This is a genomic window from Pseudomonas sp. Pseusp15, from assembly GCF_059492165.1.
On sequence record NZ_CP168523.1, the window covers coordinates 2,626,532 to 2,645,418 of the forward strand.

Annotated in this window: 16 protein-coding genes; 8 read left to right on the forward strand and 8 right to left on the reverse strand. The window is 61.0% G+C overall.

What is annotated here, in order from left to right:
* Nucleotides 1-32: 32 nt before the first annotated feature.
* Nucleotides 33-938 (reverse strand): methyl-accepting chemotaxis protein, encoded by a 906-nt coding sequence (locus ACEN8R_RS11675; RefSeq protein ID WP_018927904.1) that lies wholly within the window; start codon nucleotides 936-938, stop codon nucleotides 33-35.
* 266 nt (nucleotides 939-1,204) lie between these two features.
* Between ACEN8R_RS11675 and ACEN8R_RS11680 the strand changes: the two genes are divergently transcribed.
* The 4 genes from ACEN8R_RS11680 to ACEN8R_RS11695 all read left to right on the forward strand — a co-directional run bounded on the left by ACEN8R_RS11680 (nucleotide 1,205) and on the right by ACEN8R_RS11695 (nucleotide 5,520).
* Entirely contained in the window at nucleotides 1,205-2,182 is a 978-nt protein-coding gene (locus ACEN8R_RS11680) for a helix-turn-helix transcriptional regulator (protein ID WP_018927903.1), read from the forward strand.
* Nucleotides 2,183-2,310: 128 nt separating this feature from the next.
* Nucleotides 2,311-3,192 carry a transporter gene (locus ACEN8R_RS11685; protein WP_018927902.1) on the forward strand — a complete coding sequence of 294 codons (882 nt, stop codon included), beginning with the start codon at nucleotides 2,311-2,313 and terminating at the stop codon, nucleotides 3,190-3,192.
* Nucleotides 3,193-3,214: 22 nt separating this feature from the next.
* On the forward strand, nucleotides 3,215-4,378 hold the full coding sequence (locus ACEN8R_RS11690; protein ID WP_018927901.1) for an MFS transporter: 1,164 nt from the start codon (nucleotides 3,215-3,217) through the stop codon (nucleotides 4,376-4,378).
* Nucleotides 4,379-4,413: 35 nt separating this feature from the next.
* The gene (locus ACEN8R_RS11695; protein WP_018927900.1) at nucleotides 4,414-5,520 is read left to right on the forward strand and encodes a class II histone deacetylase; all 1,107 of its coding nucleotides are present in this window, start codon (nucleotides 4,414-4,416) and stop codon (nucleotides 5,518-5,520) included.
* A gap of 108 nt (nucleotides 5,521-5,628) precedes the next feature.
* Here ACEN8R_RS11695 and ACEN8R_RS11700 read toward each other — a convergent pair whose 3' ends face one another.
* Nucleotides 5,629-6,585: a p-hydroxyphenylacetate 3-hydroxylase reductase component gene (locus ACEN8R_RS11700; RefSeq protein WP_018927899.1), complete on the reverse strand. Its 957-nt coding sequence runs from the start codon at nucleotides 6,583-6,585 to the stop codon at nucleotides 5,629-5,631.
* 68 nt (nucleotides 6,586-6,653) lie between these two features.
* Nucleotides 6,654-7,823, reverse strand: coding sequence for a p-hydroxyphenylacetate 3-hydroxylase oxygenase component (locus ACEN8R_RS11705; protein WP_018927898.1), 1,170 nt, complete (start codon nucleotides 7,821-7,823; stop codon nucleotides 6,654-6,656).
* A 274-nt stretch (nucleotides 7,824-8,097) separates the two neighbouring features.
* On the opposite strand from ACEN8R_RS11705, the gene ACEN8R_RS11710 reads away from it, so the two are divergent.
* The 3 genes from ACEN8R_RS11710 to ACEN8R_RS11720 all read left to right on the forward strand — a co-directional run bounded on the left by ACEN8R_RS11710 (nucleotide 8,098) and on the right by ACEN8R_RS11720 (nucleotide 11,707).
* On the forward strand, nucleotides 8,098-9,585 hold the full coding sequence (locus ACEN8R_RS11710) for an aldehyde dehydrogenase family protein (RefSeq protein WP_018927897.1): 1,488 nt from the start codon (nucleotides 8,098-8,100) through the stop codon (nucleotides 9,583-9,585).
* 128 nt (nucleotides 9,586-9,713) lie between these two features.
* Nucleotides 9,714-10,760, forward strand: a complete 1,047-nt coding sequence (locus ACEN8R_RS11715; protein WP_018927896.1) for a Rieske 2Fe-2S domain-containing protein — start codon at nucleotides 9,714-9,716, stop codon at nucleotides 10,758-10,760.
* Nucleotides 10,757-11,707, forward strand: coding sequence for a PDR/VanB family oxidoreductase (locus ACEN8R_RS11720; RefSeq protein ID WP_018927895.1), 951 nt, complete (start codon nucleotides 10,757-10,759; stop codon nucleotides 11,705-11,707). Before ACEN8R_RS11715 ends, ACEN8R_RS11720 begins: the two co-directional genes overlap by 4 nt.
* A 10-nt stretch (nucleotides 11,708-11,717) precedes the next feature.
* Here the strand turns inward: ACEN8R_RS11720 and ACEN8R_RS11725 are convergent, their stop codons facing one another.
* From ACEN8R_RS11725 to ACEN8R_RS11745, 5 genes are all read right to left on the reverse strand, one after another.
* Entirely contained in the window at nucleotides 11,718-12,431 is a 714-nt protein-coding gene (locus ACEN8R_RS11725) for a GntR family transcriptional regulator (protein WP_018927894.1), read from the reverse strand.
* Between the two features lie 77 nt (nucleotides 12,432-12,508).
* Nucleotides 12,509-13,750, reverse strand: a complete 1,242-nt coding sequence (locus ACEN8R_RS11730) for a thiolase family protein (RefSeq protein ID WP_018927893.1) — start codon at nucleotides 13,748-13,750, stop codon at nucleotides 12,509-12,511.
* Nucleotides 13,747-15,630, reverse strand: a complete 1,884-nt coding sequence (locus ACEN8R_RS11735; RefSeq protein ID WP_026286555.1) for a feruloyl-CoA synthase — start codon at nucleotides 15,628-15,630, stop codon at nucleotides 13,747-13,749. Before ACEN8R_RS11735 ends, ACEN8R_RS11730 begins: the two co-directional genes overlap by 4 nt.
* Nucleotides 15,631-15,773: 143 nt before the next feature.
* Nucleotides 15,774-17,222: an aldehyde dehydrogenase gene (locus ACEN8R_RS11740; protein ID WP_018927891.1), complete on the reverse strand. Its 1,449-nt coding sequence runs from the start codon at nucleotides 17,220-17,222 to the stop codon at nucleotides 15,774-15,776.
* 129 nt (nucleotides 17,223-17,351) lie between these two features.
* Complete coding sequence (locus tag ACEN8R_RS11745) at nucleotides 17,352-18,182, reverse strand: p-hydroxycinnamoyl CoA hydratase/lyase (protein ID WP_007895816.1); 831 nt, start codon at nucleotides 18,180-18,182, stop codon at nucleotides 17,352-17,354.
* 212 nt (nucleotides 18,183-18,394) lie between these two features.
* On the opposite strand from ACEN8R_RS11745, the gene ACEN8R_RS11750 reads away from it, so the two are divergent.
* Nucleotides 18,395-18,883, forward strand: a complete 489-nt coding sequence (locus ACEN8R_RS11750) for a MarR family winged helix-turn-helix transcriptional regulator (protein ID WP_018927890.1) — start codon at nucleotides 18,395-18,397, stop codon at nucleotides 18,881-18,883.
* The last annotated feature ends 4 nt before the right edge of the window (nucleotides 18,884-18,887 follow it).

An 18,887-nucleotide genomic window follows, 5' to 3' on the forward strand; every position in this document is an offset into this window, starting at 1 on the left:
CAGGAGCTGCCTGGCGCAGCTCCTGACGCGGTTTACTGTTTGTGCTGATGCAACATCGTCTGAATCTGATGAGTCGCCTGGCGGGTATTTTCCGCCAGTTTGCGCACTTCATCGGCCACCACTGAAAACCCGCGCCCGACCTCCCCCGCCCTGGCCGCTTCGATGGCGGCGTTCAAGGCCAGCAAGTTGGTCTGGTCGGCGATGCCTTTAATGACTCCCACCACCGTCGCGATCTGGCCGTAGGTCGCCTGATTCTGCTCGAGCATTCGTTGATGGGTGGCCTCGGCTGAACGCTCATCGCTAATGTCGCGCACCGCGCCGATCACTCGGGTCAAGCGGCCCTGCTCGTCACGGGCTGCGCGACCACGCTCGCGACACCAGATGTAACCTCGGGTCTTGTGGCGCATCCGGTATTCAAAGACGTATTCACCACTGCCGTGGGTTGCGAGGATTTCCCGATCGAAGATCGCCATGATCTTCGGCAGATCGTCAGCATGGGTGATGTTGACTTGAGCATCCCAACCGTCGGGCAGCTCGTGCGGGGCATACCCCATGAGGAGGCGGAACTGACTGGAAAACCGCATGCAACTGGCTGGATCCTGCACATCACCGTTGACCACGGTGATGTCCCAGCAACCCTCGGTCAGCGTCGACTGCAACAGCTCCCAGATCTGCTCCTCCTGCCGGTGCTGGTGGGACAACTGCACGTGCAGGCTTAACTCGGCCTCCAGCGCCTGCTCGCGGAGCCGGGTCTGTTCCAGCTGTTGGCGAAGCGTTTCAAGCGCCTGCTCGCTGCGCTCCAATTGGCAGGCCTGGCCCTTGGACAGCTCCTCGGCGACCCGCAGACGTTGCACGATTTGGTTTTTTTCTTGTGTAAACCGTTCCAGTTGCAAGGCCTCGGTGAGCGCCTGCTGCTGTTTATGTTTCTTGAAGAACATCAGCCTGTCCTTTGTTCATCGAGTCGAGACACTGGATCTGATAGCAAACGGGAGATGATTGCTTGTACGTGGCTGCTGAGGCGTTTGCTCCTGTCTGCCACACACAAAAGGCCTTCCTGTAGCAGCCATCGTGCATCTGTAGGATAGCGATACTCTCTCAACCCGCCGATACTCGTCCTCAGGCCCTGCCCACGTCCAAACGACGTTTCGGTCCTTAATGACTTCGTGACGAAAACAATAAAAATGTCGCACAGAGGTACATACGAATGAGCCGTCATGATCATGGTCACGCCAGCCTCCTGGAGGCGTTCAGTGCAATGACACTGGAGCTTCAGCGCCTGGCACAGGACAAAGACATCGAGCATTTCCACCACGCCGCGCTGGGCTGCATCAACCAGTTGTTACCCTTCGACAGTGCCTGGTGGGGGCGTGCGGCGCTGATTGAAGGGTTGCCTGAAGAACACAACTCCTATCTCTACAAATTGCCCCGCAGCTACCTGTCGGACTGGCAATCGATTCGCCACATCGACGTGACCGTCGGCAGGGTCCACGACATCCCCGGGCAAGCGGTCATCGTCGACATGCGCGACCCTTCCAACGGTTCCGGACTCAACTGGCTCGGCGAATCCTATGGTATTGGCGAATTGCTGTGCATTGTGTACGTCGACCCACAAACCCACCTCAGCGATCACCTCACGGTGTATCGCGCTCCCGAAGCACCGCGCTTTTCCGATCAGGATTGTCGGTTGCTGAACAACCTCATGCTTCATCTGGTTGCTGCGGTATCGGCCAACCAGATCCGCACCCTTGTGGCCATGCGCGAAACCCTCACCCGCCCGCGCAATCTGGCGCTCGCCGTATGCGACCAGCGCGGCACACTGCACTGCGCGGAACGTGGTTTCGTCGACTTGCTGCTGACCGAGTGGACGGACTGGACCGGCCCTTGCCTGCCGGTGGCAATGGACGCTAATGGGTATGAAGGCAAGTATCTGCAGATCGAGGCCTCGACGGTCGGTGATCTGTTCTTGCTGGCAGCCCGCAGCCGCACTGTGCTGATGCAATTGAGTCCACGAGAAAACGATGTGGCTCAAGGCTTCGGCGAAGGCAAGACCTACAAGGAAGTCGCCCGCGATCTGGGCATGTCACCCAATACCGTGCGCCACCACATCCGCGCCATCTACAGCAAACTCGGGGTCAAGGACAAAGCCCGAATTGCCCATCTGCTGCACGCCCCGCCTGACTGATCTACCCCGCTGACTCGCGCTGACTTTTTAGCTGCCTTTTTGACAGCCACGGGACACTTTTGCCCTTTTTTCCCTATGCCACGTAGGGGCGATCCGTTCGCCGCACAACAACTCAAAGAAGAGACGCAATGCCCATGACCAGTACCTTCACCCGCAACACTGCACTGGCTCTTATCAGTGGTCTGTCGAGCCTGCATGCTGGCGCCGCCGACCTCAACGCCCGGGATTTTTTCGGCGCCCCTTCGGGCACCACCCTGGGCGTGCTGTATTTGCCGGCAAGCCGCGCCAATGATTTCCACGGCCCCGCCGACAGCACGGGCAAGGCCGACCTTAAGGTCAACGCCGTGGCTTATCGCCAGGTCTTTTTCACCGACATCTGCGGCACCCTCTGCACCCCACAATTCATCGTGCCCTTCGCCGACATCAGCGCCCACCTGCCAGGTGCCAGTCAGCACACCGGAGAAAGCGGTTTCGGTGACCCTCAGGTCGGCGGCACCCTGTTCTTCATCAACGACCCCACCTCGCGCACCTACAGCGGGTTGCTGACCCTGATTACCCTGCCGGTGGGCGAGTACCACAGCACAAATCCCGATGTGTCACCCGGTGCCAATCGCTGGGGGGCAACCTTCGTTTACAACTACACCCAGGGCATCGGTGAAAAATGGGTGCTGGAAGCCAACCTCGAAGCCCAGCTCTATGGCAAGAACGACGACTACTTCAGCAATGACCTCAAACAGGACCCTCTGTATCGCTTGCAAGCTTTTGCCTCTTATGACTTCACGTCGAGCACCTATGGCGCGTTGCGACTGATCCACGCCGATGGCGGCGAGTTGCGGATCAATGAACAACGCATCGATGACACCCACAAGCGCTACACCCAGGTGGGTTTCGAAGTCGGTCACTGGCTCGATAAACAGAATCAGTTGATGTTCAGCCTCTCGCAGAACGTCGCCACCGACAACGGCTATCACGGTACCGACGCATTGCTGCGTCTGGTCCATGTGTTCTGAATTCATTCATCGGAGCTTGAACATGAACACCCAGACCAAACCGCTGACCAATCACCGCTCGCTCGCATCATCCCAACTGGCATTGCTGGCAGCCATTGTGTTGTTCGCCGCCATCACCCCGACCATCCTTATGACCGCACCGGCTGTGGCGGCGCAACTGGCAACTCAATGGCAGCTGAGCCCGTCACAGATAGGCAATCTGTTCTCCACCGAACTCGGTGCCATGAGCCTGGCCACCCTGCCCGCTCTCTGGTGGCTCAAACGTATCGACTGGCGCCGCGCCGCATTGCTGGCCGGGATACTGTTCATTGCAGCCAACCTGCTCTCGATGCTTGCCCACAATTATTCGCTACTCCTGGCATTGCGCTTTTGCAGCGCCCTGGCCGGCGGTTCACTGATGATCATCTGTCTGTCCAGCGCCGCCTCGACGTCCAACCCCGATCGCGTCTATGGCTTATGGGTGATGGGGCAACTGGTGGTCGGGGCGATTGGCTTGAGCATCCTGCCACGCCTGTTCGAACACTACGGGCTGTCAGCCTGCTACTTGATCCTTGCAGGGCTGATGACGGTCTTTTTGCCAATGGCCCGTTACTTTCCCCAAGGCAGCCCGCCGACTGAGAAAACCGCCGAGCGAGTAGCCCTCGCCTCGAAGTGGAAGGCGGCACTGGGCATTCTTGCCATCCTGAGTTTTTACATCAGCCTGAGCGGCGTCTGGACCTTTATCGGTTCCATCAGCACCCACGCCGGCCTCTCTGCCGAGTCCAGCGGCGAGATTCTTGCCGTTGCTACGGTGACAGGCATTGTCGGTGCGGGTTGTGCCTCGCTGATCGGCAATCGTCTGCCACGCCTGCTGTTGTTGCTGCTGGGTTACGGGCTGATGGCAGGCTCGGTGCTGCTGTTGCTGGGCCAACCTGAAATGCTGCGCTTTGCTTTGGCTGCGCTGCTTTTCAAGTTCACCTGGACCTTCATTCTGCCGTTGATTCTGGCCTGCCTGGCCGACCTCGACCGTTCCGGAAAACTGATGAATGCCTCCAACCTTGTGATCGGTGGTGGCCTCGCCATCGGCCCGACAGTGGCTGGCCGGCTGATCGAAGCCAGCGGCGGTTTCCAATCGCTGCTTATCGGAGGGGCCTGCATCACTTTGCTGTCCCTGGTGTTGATTCTGAGCTGCCGCCCTAGCGCGTGAGTGGTCCTTTTACCCTAAAGAAAATGGAAAGAACGATGAGCCGAAAAAGTGCGTTTTTCTTCGACGAACTCAGCCTCTGGCACAGCGCCGGACTGCACGCCTTGACCTTGCCGGTGGGAGGTTGGGTGCAACCGCCTGCCGCTGCCGGCCACGCCGAATCGCCGGAAACCAAGCGCCGTCTGAAGAGCCTGCTGGACGTTTCCGGCCTGACCCGACACTTACAGGTACGAAGCGCCAATGCGGCAGCGGATGAGGATCTGCTACGGGTTCATACGCCTGACTACCTGCAACGCTTCAAGGCCATGAGTGATGCCGGCGGCGGCGAATTGGGGCCGAACGCTCCCATTGGGCCCGGCAGTTATGAAATAGCCAGGCTGTCCGCCGGACTGGCCATGGCAGCGGTCGATGCCGTACTGTCCGGCGAGGTCGACAATGCCTACTCTCTGTCACGCCCACCGGGTCACCACTGCCTGGCCGACAGCGCCATGGGTTTCTGCTTCCTGGCCAATATCGCCATCGCCATTGAAGCCGCAAAAGCACACCGTGGCCTGGGCAAAGTCGCGGTGATCGACTGGGATGTGCACCACGGCAACGGTACTCAATCAATCTTTGAGGAACGCGGTGATGTGCTGACCATTTCGCTGCATCAAGACAGCTGTTTCCCCGCCGGTTACAGCGGTGAAGCCGATCGCGGCCGCGGCGCGGGATTGGGAGCGAATATCAATATTCCGTTGCCCCCAGGCTGCGGTCATGAGGCTTATCTCTATGCGATGGAGCGTATCGTGATTCCGGCGCTGGAGCGCTTCGAGCCCGAGTTGATCATCGTTGCCTGCGGTTACGACGCCAACGCCGTCGATCCCCTCGCCCGGATGCTGTTACACAGCGACTCGTACCGGCAGATGACTCGCTGCGTGCGCGAAGCCGCCGAACGGTTGTGTCAAGGCCGTCTCGTTCTGGTGCATGAAGGCGGGTACTCCGAAGCGTATGTGCCGTTTTGCGGGTTAGCGACCATTGAGGAATTGGCTGGCATCAGGACTGAAGTCACCGACCCCATGTTGGAGTTTGTGCAGCTGCAGCAACCGAAGGAAGCGTTTGCGGCATTTCAACGGCACTTGATCGATGAGTTGGCCGTAGCACGCTGAGCCTTGGCGCTGACAATGTTGCAGCGCAGTTCAACGGCCCGAGCGTGACGCAAAAAAAAATCCGATGCCATTACCGGCATCGGATTTTTCTACCCCAAGATCAAACGGTCAGCAGTTGCTGATCAGTCGTTTCAACACGGTTTTGAACGTTTCTATCTGCGTCTCGCTGAATTCGGCAAAGACTTTCTCTTGTTGCGCCTGAGCGATCGCCCAAAGGTCTTCGGTCTGCTCGATACCGGCAGCCGTCAGACGTACACCGTTGTCATCGTCGTTCACCAACCCCTTGCGTTTGAGGTTGGCGACGGCCTCATCGATTTCCCGAACAGGCATCGCCACCTCACGCAACAGATCGTTGGGGTTCAGCCTTGCGTCACTTTCCAGCACCATCAGCATGCGCGCCTCGCTGGTGCGCAGGCCGGTGGACAGTTGCCGTGGCTGGTAGCTGGACTGGTAGGCCCGCACCGCCTGGGTCATCAGGTAATACAGATTGTGGCTGAGGCGCCCCTGAAAATGGCTGCTCGGTGGCTGGCTTTCATCGCGTTTAGTCATGCGGGTATGGGGCAAGACCATGGAATAGGCGCCCTGGTGATAGAGCAAGGGCGAGCGACCGAAATCATCGAACGCCACCACCTTGCCGATCATGATCCAGTGATCGCCGCCATCCACCTGCTGGTACTTCTCGCAGTGAAAACGCGCCGAGCAATCGGCGAACACCGGTGCCCCACCCTCGCCCGGTTCGAACTCGATCTCGGCGAAGCGATCTTCCTTGGGCCGGGCGAAATTATTGGAAAGGTCAATCTGGTCCGCCGCCAACACGTTGACCGCGAAATGGCTGGCCTGCTCGAACACCTCGTGGCTGTTGGAACGCTTGTCGATGCTCCACAGCACCAGCGGCGGATCGAGGGATACCGAGTTGAAGCTGTTGGCGGTCACCCCGACTTTGCGCCCGGATGCGCTGGCGGCAGTCACCACCGTCACCCCGGTGGCGAAATTGCCCAGCGCCCGGCGAAAGGCCCGTGGGTCGAAGGTCGTTTCAGTAGCTGCACAAACGCTGTTATCAGACATGCAAGACTCCCGGACTGCTTTCAGGAGCAGTCCTGATTGTTGTTATGGGGACGCGGTGACGATCTGGCTCAGATCATGCTCGGGTCGGGCTCCAGACCCATCAGCTCGCGGCCGAGGATCTGCGCGCAGACGTCGTAGTCGGTGTAGGCATGGGCCCCGGTCATGTGCGAGTCGCGGAACAGGCGTTGCATCTCGTTATGCTCGAACCAGGCATTGCCGCCGGCGGCCTCGAACAACCGGTCCACTGCCTGAATGCACATCTTGGTGGCGTAGGCCTGGTTGGTGCGCCAGAACGCCAGGGTTTCGCGGCTTGGGTATTCATGTCGTTCGCTGTGCTCGGCATGCTCCTGCCAGGTCTTTTCGAGAAAGGCCCGGGCCGCTGCTACCTGATGGGTCGACTCGGCCAGGCGCATCAACGCCGGGGTCGCGGCACCGACCGCCGCACCGGTGTAGGCACGCACGCGGGTTTTGGTTTTTTCACGGAACACCTCCAGCATGCGCTCGGCGACACCCAGGCTCACCGTGGAGAAACCGCTGGCAAAGTAAGGACGGTATGGCGAGTAGAAGATCTTGCTGTCCGGGTACAGACCGAAACCCGCGGACTTGCCTTCCATCATGTCTTTGGCTTTCTGGATGCGATGTTCCGGTACCAGCACATTGTCGATGATCAAAGTCTTGGTGCCACTGCCTTTCATGCCAGCGGCGAACCAGTCGTCACGGATCTGGTAGTCGCTGCGCGGCAGCACCGCGAAGCAGTAGTCCTGGGTACCCTCGGCATTCTTGCGACGGAAACCGACAATCGCCCACTCGGCATGGTCGCAGCCGCTGCTCCAGCCCATTTCACCGCTGAACAGCACACCGCCTTCGGTCTCTTCGGTACGGCCGAAAGGCGCGATGCTGCTGCTGGCGGTGGCATCCGGGTCAGTGCCCCAGACTTCCTGCTGCAATTTGGCCGGGAACATGGCCAGTTGATGACTGTGAGTACACAGCAGACTCATGGCCCAAGCCGTGCTGGCACAAGAGCCTGCAAGCAAGGCAATGCAGTCGGCAAATTGCGGCAGCGATATTTCCATCCCGCCGAACTGCTTCGGCTGAAAGGCACGGTGCATGCCGATGCTTTTGAGCAGCGCAATGTTCTCGTCGGGGACCTTGCGGTTCCGCTCGGCCTCAAAGGCATTGGCAGCGATGGTTGGCAGAATGGACTTGAGGTCTTCGAGGAGCGGGTTTGGCTTTTTCATGGACGGCCCTGCTTATTATTGGATGTCCGCCCGGTGCCCCGAATCGAGGCACGGCGCCGGATACAGGGCCAGTATGAAACCCGCCATCGCGATAGAAAATGCACCTTCCAGAGCCAAGATTGTACTTTTCAAAGGCAATGGCCCAATCATTCCGCCCACACTTGAAGCCGTTCTGGCACCCACGGGCATGTAGCACGGCAGGCACAGTCAAGCCACGCATGCCCCCACGGATTAACCTCGGGTTTTTCTCTTGTTCGCGATCAGGAAAACCCCCATGAGCGATATTGCGCTGCTGCCTCAAGTTGAAGCCTTCCTCCGTCGAAGCCATGCATTGTTTATCGACGGCGGCTACGTCCAGAGCCGTTCCAGCCAGACACTGGAAGTGATCAACCCTGCCACTGGCAAAGTCATTGCCCAGGTCGCCAATGCCGATCCAGCCGATATCGACGCGGCGGTGGAATCGGCCAAACGTGGCTTCAAACAATGGTCCCAGGCCACACCGGCGACGCGGGGCAATGTGCTGCTGAAACTGGCGGACTTGCTGGAGCGCAACCGCGAAGAACTGGCACAGATCGAAACCTGCCAATCGGGCAAGATCATCCAGATTTCCAGGGCTTTCGAAGTCGATCAGGCCGCTCACTTTCTGCGTTACTACGCTGGCTGGGCGACCAAGATCAGCGGCCAGACCATCACCCCGTCATTGCCCTCCTTCGCCGGCGAACGCTATACCGCCTACACCTTGCGCCAACCCGTCGGGGTGGTGGTCGGCATCGTGCCGTGGAACTTCTCCACCATGATCGCTATCTGGAAACTCGCCTCGGCGCTGGTGACCGGTTGCAGCATCATCATCAAACCCAGTGAGTTCACCCCGCTGACCATCCTGCGGATCGCCGAACTGGCCATTGAAGCCGGTCTCCCGGCCGGCGCACTGAACGTACTGACAGGGGGCGGGCTGGTTGGCAAAGGGCTGATCGAACACCCGGGCACCGACAAGGTGTCGTTCACCGGCTCGGTGCCGACCGGCATTGCCGTCGGTCAGAGCGCCATGGGTGCCGGCCTGACCCGCGCCACCCTGGAACTGGGCGGTAAAAACTCGGCGGGGTTCCTGCGCGACGTCGATCTGGATAAAGCGGTCAACGGCATCATCGAAGCCGGCTTCCTGCATTCCGGGCAAATCTGCGCCGCTGCCGAACGGTTCTTCGCCCATCGCTCACAGATCGAGCCAATCATGGACAAACTGGCCCAACGTTTGAGCACGCTGAACATCGGCTCGCCCCTGGACGAGCGCACCGAATTCGGCCCGGTGACCAACCGCCAGCATCAACTCAAGCTCGGCGCGTTTTTCGACAAGGCTCGTGCTGAAAACAACACCATCATCTGCGGTGGCAACCTGATCGACCGCCCCGGCTGTTATGTCGAACCGACGGTGATCCTCGCCAACACCGTCAACGACTCCCTGCTCAACGAAGAAACCTTCGGCCCGGTCGCCACCTTCTACCCCTACGACACCGAAGACGAGCTGCTCGAACTGATGAACAACACACCATACGGCCTGAGCGCGAGCCTGTGGACCAACGATTTGTCCAAAGCCATGCGCATGATCCCGAGCATCGAAGCCGGCACCGTCTGGGTGAACATGCACACCCTCCTCGACCCGGCAGTACCGTTCGGCGGCATCAAGTCTTCAGGCATCGGCCGTGAATTCGGCGGCGCGTTTATCGACGACTACACGGAGCTGAAATCCGTGATGATCCGCTATTGATTCGGAGGATTCCAAAGTCACCAATGGATCCACTAAATCGTTAATAAATAGAATAAGTTTGACAAAACCTCAATAAATCACCATTAATGGATCCACTAAATAACAACAAACAACCTTGGAGAATCTCCATGTACCCCAAGAACACCTGGTACGTCGCCTGCACGCCCGATGAAATCGCTGGCAAGCCATTGGGCCGTCAGATCTGCGGTGAAAAGATGGTTTTTTACCGCGGCCACGAGGGTAAGGTGGCGGCTGTCGAGGACTTCTGCCCTCATCGCGGCGCGCCGCTGTCCTTGGGTTATGTGGAAAACGGCAATCTGGTGTGCGGCTATCACGGGCTGGTGATGGGGTGCGACGGCAAGACTGTGGAAATGCCCGGGCAGCGGGTTCGCGGCTTCCCGTGCAACAAGACCTTTGCCGTGGTCGAGCGCTACGGCTTTATTTGGGTCTGGCCCGGCGATCAGGCGTTGGCCGACCCGGCGCTGATCCATCACCTGGAATGGGCCGTCAGTGACGAGTGGGCCTATGGCGGCGGCCTGTTCCACATCCAGTGCGACTACCGCCTGATGATCGACAACCTGATGGACCTGACTCATGAAACCTACGTTCATGCGTCCAGCATCGGCCAAAAGGAAATCGACGAAGCGCCGCCGGTCACAACGGTCGAAGGCGATGAGGTGGTCACCGCCCGCCACATGGACAACATCATGGCCCCGCCCTTCTGGCGCATGGCCCTGCGCGGCAACAACCTGGCCGACGATGTGCCGGTGGACCGCTGGCAGATCTGCCGCTTCACCCCGCCCAGCCATGTGCTGATCGAAGTCGGCGTGGCCCATGCCGGCCATGGCGGTTATCAGGCTCCCCAGCAGTTCAAGGCGTCGAGCATCGTCGTCGACTTCATCACGCCGGAAACCGAGACCTCGATCTGGTACTTCTGGGGCATGGCGCGCAACTTCAATCCGCAGGATGAAGCCTTGACCGCGAGCATTCGCGAGGGACAGGGCAAGATTTTCAGCGAGGACCTGCAGATGCTCGAACGCCAGCAACAGAACCTGCTCAGCCATCCCGCGCGCAGCTTGCTCAAGCTCAATATCGACGCTGGCGGCGTGCAGTCACGTCGCGTTCTGGAGCGATTGATCGCCAAGGAGCAAGCCCCGCAGGAGTCAATGGCATGATCGAAGTGCTGGTGGTATCGCGCAACAACGAAGCCCACGACATCTGCAGCTATGAGCTGGCCAGTGTCGATGACCGACCGCTGCCGGCCTTCAGCGCCGGTGCGCATATCGATGTGCACCTGCCCGGCGGCTTGATCCGGCAATACTCCCTGTGCAACCACCCCGAAGAACGCCATCGCTACCTGATCGGCGTTCTCAAGGACCCGACCTCCCGCGGTGGTTCACTGGCCATGCACGAGCAGATCCACCCCGGCACCCGCCTGCCGATCAGTGAACCGCGCAACCTGTTCCCGTTGGTCCATGAGGCCAGGCGCAGCCTGCTGTTCGCTGGTGGTATCGGGATCACGCCGATCCTGTGCATGGCCGAACGCCTGGCACACAGTGGCGCGGATTTCGAGCTGCATTACTGTGCCCGATCACGGGACCGTGCAGCCTTTGTCGAACGCCTGCAACGCTCGCCTTTTGCCGACCGGGTGTTCCTGCATTTCGATCAGGAACCCGACACCGTGCTGGACGCGGCCAAGGTTCTGGCCACGCCGCAGAGCGACGTTCATTTATATGTGTGTGGCCCCGGTGGCTTCATGCAGCACGTGTTGGACACGGCCAGGAAGCAGGGCTGGCAGGAGCAATGCCTGCACCGCGAGTACTTCGCCGCCGCGCCCGTCGACACTGGCGCCGATGGCAGTTTCTCGATCAAGCTCGCCAGCAGCGGTCAGGTCTTTGAGGTGCCGGCCGACAAGAGTGTGGTGCAAGTACTGCAAGACCACGGCATCGAAATCGCCATTTCCTGTGAACAAGGCATTTGTGGTACTTGCCTGACTCGGGTTCTGGAGGGGGTGCCGGAGCATCGCGACCTGTTCCTCACCGAAGATGAACAGGCCTGCAACGACCAGTTCACCCCTTGCTGCTCGCGCTCGAAAACGCCGCTGCTGGTGCTGGATATCTGATAAACCGCGCTTATTCCGAGCGGAGAATGACCTTCATCCGCTCCTCGGCCGTCGCTGAGCCGAAGACCTCGGCGTAGCGCAACGTGGCGTTGGCGTGTTCGCGCATGATCGCTTCGGCACGCGCGCCCTGGCGGTTGACCAAGGCATCGAACACCGAATGGTGTTGCATGTGGGCATAGTTGAAGCGTCGGTATTCCCGGACCATGTCGTTGCGGTCCACGGCCAGGGCAGTCACCGAAGCGAAGGGCAAATGATCGTTGCGCGCCAGGGCATCGGCGATCGCCGGGTTGTGACTGCCTTCGACGATCACCTGGTGAAAACGCATGTTGAGGTCGTGATAGACCTCCAGGTCTTCTATGGTCACGTACCCTTTATCGAACAGCTGATCACCCTGCATCAGGCACTGTTCGAGGGTCGCCCGGGCTTCGTCCGAGAGCCCGCGCTCAGCGGTCTGACGCGCCGCCAGGCCTTCGAGTACGCCCCGTACTTCGACCGCACCGGCAATGTCATCGGGGCTGACCGAACGCACCTGAAACCCGCGCCCGCCAAAACGCACCAGCAAGCCTTCCTGCTCCAGCGTGCGGAACGCCATGCGCACCGGCATCCGCGAAACACCGAACAGCTGCGCCGTGGGGATTTCCATCAACCGCTCGCCCGCCGCCAGTTCGCCCGAGGCGATCATCTTGCGCAATGCGACCAACACCGTTTGACCGGGCTTACTCATCCAGGCAACTTCCAGAAAGGTGGGCCTGCATAGTAACGCAAGAGAGAGACGCCAGGTTTGGGCAGAGGTCGCGGTGTTCAGCCTTGATAGGCAGGATTCTCGATCAGCAGCGCCATACCCTGCCCTCCGCCAACACACGCGGCGGCAATGCCATAACGCAGATTGCCCTCGCGCAGTTGCCTGGCCAGGGTCAGCACCAGACGCAATCCGCTGGCGGCCAAGGGATGCCCCAGGGCGATGGAGCCGCCCCGCCGGTTGAGGCGGTCGCCGTCCAGTTCAAGCACCTGCGCCACGGCCAGCACTTGTGCCGCCTGGGCTTCGTTGATTTCCAACAAGCCGATGTCGTCAATGGCCAGGCCGCTGCGTTGCAGCAGCAACTGGATCGCCGGTGCCGGGCCGATGCCCATGAACTCCGGTGCCACCCCCACCACGGCACTGGCCAGCAAATGGGCCAACACCGGACGCCGAGCCGCAGAGGCTCGCCCCACCAGCGCGGCCGCCGCACCATCGACCACCGCGCAACTGTTGCCGGCCGTTTGCACACCGCCGGCATGCACCGACTGCAACCGGCCCAAAGCGCTCAGGTCGGTAGGTCGCGGGTGGCTATCGTGCGTTACGCGGTCCACGCCCCGTGGCAACTGAATATTGCGTGGCTGATAGCCGGCCAACTCAAAACGCTCATTACCAATCGCTACCAGTTCCGGCTCGAACCAGCCGTCGGCTTGCGCCTGCAATGCCAGTTGATGACTGCACAGAGCGTAGCGATCCACTTCGTCGCGGCTCAGGCCATGCCGCCGGGCCAGGTTGTCGGCGGTGGTGATCATGTCTACGCCCGGGGCCGGGTCGTAGAGGGCTTCCCAGAGAAAGTCCTTGAACGCCACCTCGGCGCCGAGCCGGAAACCGCTGCGGTGGGTGTAAGCGGCAATCGGGTTGCGTGACATCGATTCGGCTGCCACACACAGGGCCAGCTGCACGCCGTCATCCAGCTGCCCGGCGGCCTGCCGCAAGAGTTCGAAACCGGTGGCGCAGATACGCTGCACCCCCAGCGCCGGAGTCTCTTGCGGCACGCCACTGTAGAGGCCGATATGCCGAGGCAGCAGGTAAGCATCGAAACTGGCCTGAGCCACGGAGCCAGCGAGCACACTGTCCACCGAGGACGGATCGAGAGCGGCGCGGGCCAATACCTCGCGCCCGACCTTGATCCCCAGATCGATCGGCGAGACCTGAGCCAAGTCCCCGCCAAGGTCGACCCAAGGCGTGCGCAGGGCTTCGAAAATCGCCACATCGCTAAAGCTCGAATACTGCCCCGCACCGTTCACGGCAGAGGTCCGGCACGCAGGATGGAAGGATCTTCACCGCGATACAGCGCCTCGACCTTGTCGGCACGCCACTGCAACACCGCACGCTGATTGATCGAGCCCTTGTCGGTGATTTCACCACGGTCGATGGAAGCAGGTTCGTCGAGCAGCGCGATCCATTCCAGGCGGCTGGCATTACCGGTGGCGTCGCGGTTGAGCCGCTGCAGCCAATCGCCGAACCACTGACGCACCGGCGCGCTGGCCAGAACCTCGGCGTCACTGGCGCGGGCATTCAAACCCGCCAGACGTCGGCATTCATACAACCGGGGAAAGACCAGCGCCCCCAGGCACTCGCGGTCCGGTGCGGCCACCACCAGGTCCTGAACATAAGGATAACCTTCGAGCACCGCGCGATTGCGCAGCGGACCGACGCTGACAAACACGCCGGAGCTGAGCTTGAAGTCCTCGGCAATGCGCCCGTCGAACATCAGTCCCAGTTGCGGATCACGGGGGTCAGCCAGTTTCAGCGCATCGCCGGAACAATAGAAACCTTGTTCGTCGAACACCTCGGCGGTCTGCTGCGGCGCGCGCCAGTAACCGGGCATGATGTGCGGCCCGCGAAAACGCCCTTCCAGCTTGCCGTCCACCGGCACCAACCGCACTTCGCAACCGGGTGCCGGCAGGCCGATGTAGCCGGCCATGGACAATGGCCCGGTGGTGAACGTGCAGGACGGCGACGCCTCGGTCATGCCAAGCCCGGCCATCATGCGAATGCGTTCGCCACAATGCTGTTCAGCGACCCGGTCCAAGCGATCCCAAACCCGTTGCGACAAACCGGCGGCAGCGAAAAAGAACAGCTTCATGCGCGAGAAGAAACGCTCGCGCAACTCGCCATCCTGCTCCAGAGCGTTGACCAGCTCTTCCCAGCCCTTGGGCACGGTCAGGTAGGCGGTGGGCGATATTTCCTTGAGGTTGCGCAGTGTTTCAGCAAAACCCTGAACGGTCGGCTTGCCGTCGTCCAGGTAAAAAGTGCCGCCGTTGTACAGCACGATGCCGACGTTGTGGCTGCCACCGAAGGTGTGATTCCACGGCAGCCAGTCCACCAGCACCGGAGGTTCTTCGCCGAACACCGGGAAGGTTTGCAACAGCATCTGCTGGTTGGCGCAGAGCATGCGCTGGGTGGTGACCACCGCCTTGGGCAGTTTGGTGGAGCCTGAGGTAAACAGGAATTTGGCGATGCTGTCTGGCCCGGTAGCCGTGAAGGCGCAATCGGCCTCGGCACCGCCGGGTTGTTCCAGCAGGCTGGCAAAACTCGCCTGACGGCGGCCCGGTACTTGACCATGCACGGTAATCAGCGGCGTTTCGGCCGGCAGCACCGCGTCGATCGCCCGCTGATAGGTCGCGGCGTCGCTGACGAACACGAGGCCCGGTTGCAGCAGATCGCAGACATGCCGCAGCTTGGCGAAATCCTGGGACAACAACGAATAGGCCGGGGAAATCGGGCTATAGGGAATGCCGGCATACATTGCGCCCAGGGCAATCTGCAGATGCTCGATGTCATTACCCGAGAGGATCGCCAGCGGTCGCTCGGCCGACAGGCCATAAGTCAGCAGGCTCTGGGCAATGGCGCGGACGCTGGTCAGCATCTCGGCGTAACTCACCCGGCGCCAGTCGCCGCCCTCCTGGCGAGCGGCGACAAAGGTCTGTTGCGGGCGCACCCGGGCCCAATGCACCAGGCGATCGAGCAAGCGTACGGGCAACTCGGCCAAGGGTTCCAGGGAGCGCATATGCAATATGCCCTGCTCTTCGCTGACCTCGACCGCAGGACAGCCGATGGATACCTGGCGATAGCGTGGCGCACTGGCGTCGGCCTGGGGTTGCGATCTGAATTCGGAACTCACGTGCTTGTTCTCCATCAAGGCACGCCACCGGTCCGCTGCGAAGCAGTCAACTGGGGCATGGCAGCCTTGTTATTGTTATATCTGGCCTGCACGCGGGCGACGAGCGCTCTCAAGCGTACGTCGCCCGGCGCTGCGACAGCTGCTCAGATCGGGTAGTGCCGCGGTCCGTTCTGCAAGGTCACCCAGCGCAATTGGGTGAAGTGCTCGATGGACGCCTTGCCGCCAAAACTGCCATAGCCGCTGGACTTGACCCCACCGAACGGCATCTGCGCCTCGTCGTGCACGGTCGGGCCGTTGATGTGGCAGATGCCCGACTCGACTCGCTGGGCCAAGGCCAGCGCACGGCCGGTGTCTCGACTGAAGATCGCCGCCGACAAACCGAATTCGGAATCATTGGCCAGACGCAGCAGCTCTTCATCGCCCTCACCGCGCAGCACCACCGCCACCGGGCCAAAGGATTCTTCACGGTACAGGCGCATGGCATCGGTGACGCTATCGAGCAAGGTCGGCTGCAGAATACTGCCCTCCAACCGGCCACCTGCGACCAGGGTTGCGCCCTTGTCGAGAGCATCGTCGATCATCAGTTTGATCCGTTCGCCGGCGTTGCTGTCCACCAGGGAACCCAGCACCGAACCTTCCGCATTGGGGTTGCCGGCGGGTAAGGTGGCGATCTTCGCCGCCAGTTTGGCGACAAAGGCATCGGCCACCTTGGCATCGACGATCAGGCGCTCGGTGGACATGCAGATCTGTCCCTGGTTGAAGAAGGCACCGAAGGCTGCGGCCTCGACTGCCGCATCCAGGTCGGCATCTTCCAGCACCAGGAACGGCGCCTTGCCGCCCAGTTCCAGCAACGCCGGCTTGAGATGACGCGCCGACAACTCACCAACGATGCGCCCGACATGGGTCGAGCCGGTGAAGTTGACCCGACGCACCGCCGGGTTGGCGATCAACCGTTCGACAATCGCCGGGGCATCCTGGGGCGCGTTGCTGATGACGTTGACCACCCCGTCACCGAGGCCGGCGTCCTGTAACACCTGGCCAATCAGCCGGTGCACCGCCGGGCTCAGTTCCGACGCCTTGAGCACCACGGTGTTGCCGCAGGCCAGCGGCATGGCGATGGCGCGGGTGGCGAGGATGACTGGGGCGTTCCACGGCGCGATGCCGAGCACCACGCCACACGGTTGACGCAGGGCCATGGCGAAGCTGCCGGGCACATCCGAAGGAATGACTTCGCCGGTGATCTGGGTGGTCATGGATGCCGCTTCACGCAGCATGTTCGACGCCAGATGCACATTGAAGCCGTACCAGTTGGCCATGGCGCCGGTCTCGCCGGCGGCGGCGATGAATTCCGCGCTGCGGGCCTGCAACTGCTCGGCGGCGCGCAACAACCGGGTGCGTCGTTCATTGGGGGCCAGGGCCGCCCAGGTGGGGAATGCCGCTTTGGCCGCAGCCACGGCGGCGTCGGCATCTTCCAGGGTGGCGGCGGCAACCCGCGACACGATTTCGCCGGTCACCGGATTACGCCGTTCGAAGGTTCGACCGTCTCGGGCGGGGCACGACTGGCCGCCGATCAGCAGGGGCACGTCCAGCATGGTGATTCCTCTTTATTGTCTTTATCGGGAATACGTTCGAGGGGCTCACAGTAGCGCCGAGGCGCCGGGGCGAACAGCTGGCGGACGCTCGATCGCCCGGCCAGCTCGCCTTGTTCTAAACGTCAGGGCTCAGCGTTTGTAAGCCTGCAAACCGGGCTTGATGCTCTTGTCGTCGAGGAACTGCTTCATGCCCTGCTCGCGGCCACCTTCGGTGTCCAGAAGACGCGACTGATCGAGCTTGGCGTACAGGTAATCTTCGTTCTGCTCCCAGGTGAGTTCGCGGCAACGCTTGAAGCCGTGCTTGGCTGCGCGCAGCACCACCGGGTTTTTCTCCAGCAGGTTACGCGCCAGCTCGATCGTCACCTCACGCAGTTGCGCCAGCGGCACGCTCTCGTTGACCAGGCCCATCTCGGCGGCTTTCTGCCCGCCGAAGGTCTTGCCGGTCATGATGTAGTACAGCGACTGGCGATGGCCCACGGTGTCGGCCATGGCCTTGCTCACCAGGTTGCCCGGCGGAATGCCCCAGTTGATTTCCGACAGGCCGAAAGTCGCTTCATCGGCGCAGATCGCCAGATCGCAGGCCACCAGCGGGCTGAAACCGCCACCGAAGCACCAGCCGTTGACCATGGCGATGGTCGGCTTGGCGTACATGCGCAGCAGTTTCCATTGCCATTGAGAGGCTTCGCGGCGGATTTTTTCCTGAAGGATTTCCGGGCCGGCGTCCACTTCGCGGAAGTATTCCTTGAGGTCCATGCCTGCAGTCCAGGCTTCGCCCGCCCCCGTCAGCACCAGGACACCGGCGTCCGGATCCTGCTCCAGGGTTTCCAGAACGTCGATCATCTCGCGGTTCAGGGTCGGGCTCATGGCGTTGCGTTTTTCCGGACGGTTGAGGATGACCCAAGCGATGCCTTCCTCGATTTCCACTTTGACCGTTGTCCAGCGACCTTCGTAATTGCTCATGGCGATGCTCTCTTGTTCTTGGCTTGACGATGGGTAAAAACTAAACCGCAAATATAGTTATGTCAATTAACTATTAATAAAATTAACCGAGTTGTTTTCGTGCCTGAAACGGGCGCAGCGCCTAGAAATCTGAAAGAGGTCGTGGCTATCCCCGGCCAATCTCGGCAAACTAGATAGCCTTCTTAACCGCCAGCCCGAGGATTCACCCTGCAATGGCCAAGTCTTCCAAGATTGCCGCCGCCCCCGAGGCGCCTGCCGACAGCCCCGAAACCCAGGCGTCGCTGGACGCAGCCCTCGACGACCTGATCGGTTACGCCATGCGCCGGGCGCAACTGAAACTGTTCCAGAACCTGATTGGCCGGCTCTCGGCCCACGACTTGCGCCCGGCGCAGTTCTCGGCCCTGGCGATCATCGACCAGAACCCCGGGCTGATGCAGGCCGACCTGGCCAAGGCACTGGCCATCGAACCACCGCAAGTGGTGCCGCTGCTGAACAAACTGGAAAGCCGGGCGCTGGCGGTGCGAGTGCGCTGCAAACCGGACAAACGCTCCTACGGGATTTTTCTCAGCAAGACCGGCGAAACCCTGCTCAAGGAGCTGAAACTGATCGCTGCCGAGAGCGACATGGATGCCACGTCCGCCCTCGACAGTCAGGAACGCGAAGAACTGCTCAGGCTGCTGAAGAAGGTCTATCAGGCCTGAAACG

Excerpts from the sequence above, each read along its gene's own strand:
- ACEN8R_RS11700 (WP_018927899.1), bottom strand. The coding sequence starts at position 6,585 with ATGTCTGATAACAGCGTTTGTGCAGCTACTGAAACGACCTTCGACCCA.
- ACEN8R_RS11745 (WP_007895816.1), bottom strand. The coding sequence starts at position 18,182 with ATGAGCAATTACGAAGGTCGCTGGACAACGGTCAAAGTGGAAATCGAG.
- ACEN8R_RS11710 (WP_018927897.1), top strand. The coding sequence starts at position 8,098 with ATGAGCGATATTGCGCTGCTGCCTCAAGTTGAAGCCTTCCTCCGTCGA.
- ACEN8R_RS11705 (WP_018927898.1), bottom strand. The coding sequence starts at position 7,823 with ATGAAAAAGCCAAACCCGCTCCTCGAAGACCTCAAGTCCATTCTGCCA.
- ACEN8R_RS11695 (WP_018927900.1), top strand. The coding sequence starts at position 4,414 with ATGAGCCGAAAAAGTGCGTTTTTCTTCGACGAACTCAGCCTCTGGCAC.
- ACEN8R_RS11720 (WP_018927895.1), top strand. The coding sequence starts at position 10,757 with ATGATCGAAGTGCTGGTGGTATCGCGCAACAACGAAGCCCACGACATC.
- ACEN8R_RS11675 (WP_018927904.1), bottom strand. The coding sequence starts at position 938 with ATGTTCTTCAAGAAACATAAACAGCAGCAGGCGCTCACCGAGGCCTTG.
- ACEN8R_RS11685 (WP_018927902.1), top strand. The coding sequence starts at position 2,311 with ATGCCCATGACCAGTACCTTCACCCGCAACACTGCACTGGCTCTTATC.
- ACEN8R_RS11750 (WP_018927890.1), top strand. The coding sequence starts at position 18,395 with ATGGCCAAGTCTTCCAAGATTGCCGCCGCCCCCGAGGCGCCTGCCGAC.
- ACEN8R_RS11740 (WP_018927891.1), bottom strand. The coding sequence starts at position 17,222 with ATGCTGGACGTGCCCCTGCTGATCGGCGGCCAGTCGTGCCCCGCCCGA.
- ACEN8R_RS11680 (WP_018927903.1), top strand. The coding sequence starts at position 1,205 with ATGAGCCGTCATGATCATGGTCACGCCAGCCTCCTGGAGGCGTTCAGT.
- ACEN8R_RS11715 (WP_018927896.1), top strand. The coding sequence starts at position 9,714 with ATGTACCCCAAGAACACCTGGTACGTCGCCTGCACGCCCGATGAAATC.
- ACEN8R_RS11725 (WP_018927894.1), bottom strand. The coding sequence starts at position 12,431 with ATGAGTAAGCCCGGTCAAACGGTGTTGGTCGCATTGCGCAAGATGATC.
- ACEN8R_RS11690 (WP_018927901.1), top strand. The coding sequence starts at position 3,215 with ATGAACACCCAGACCAAACCGCTGACCAATCACCGCTCGCTCGCATCA.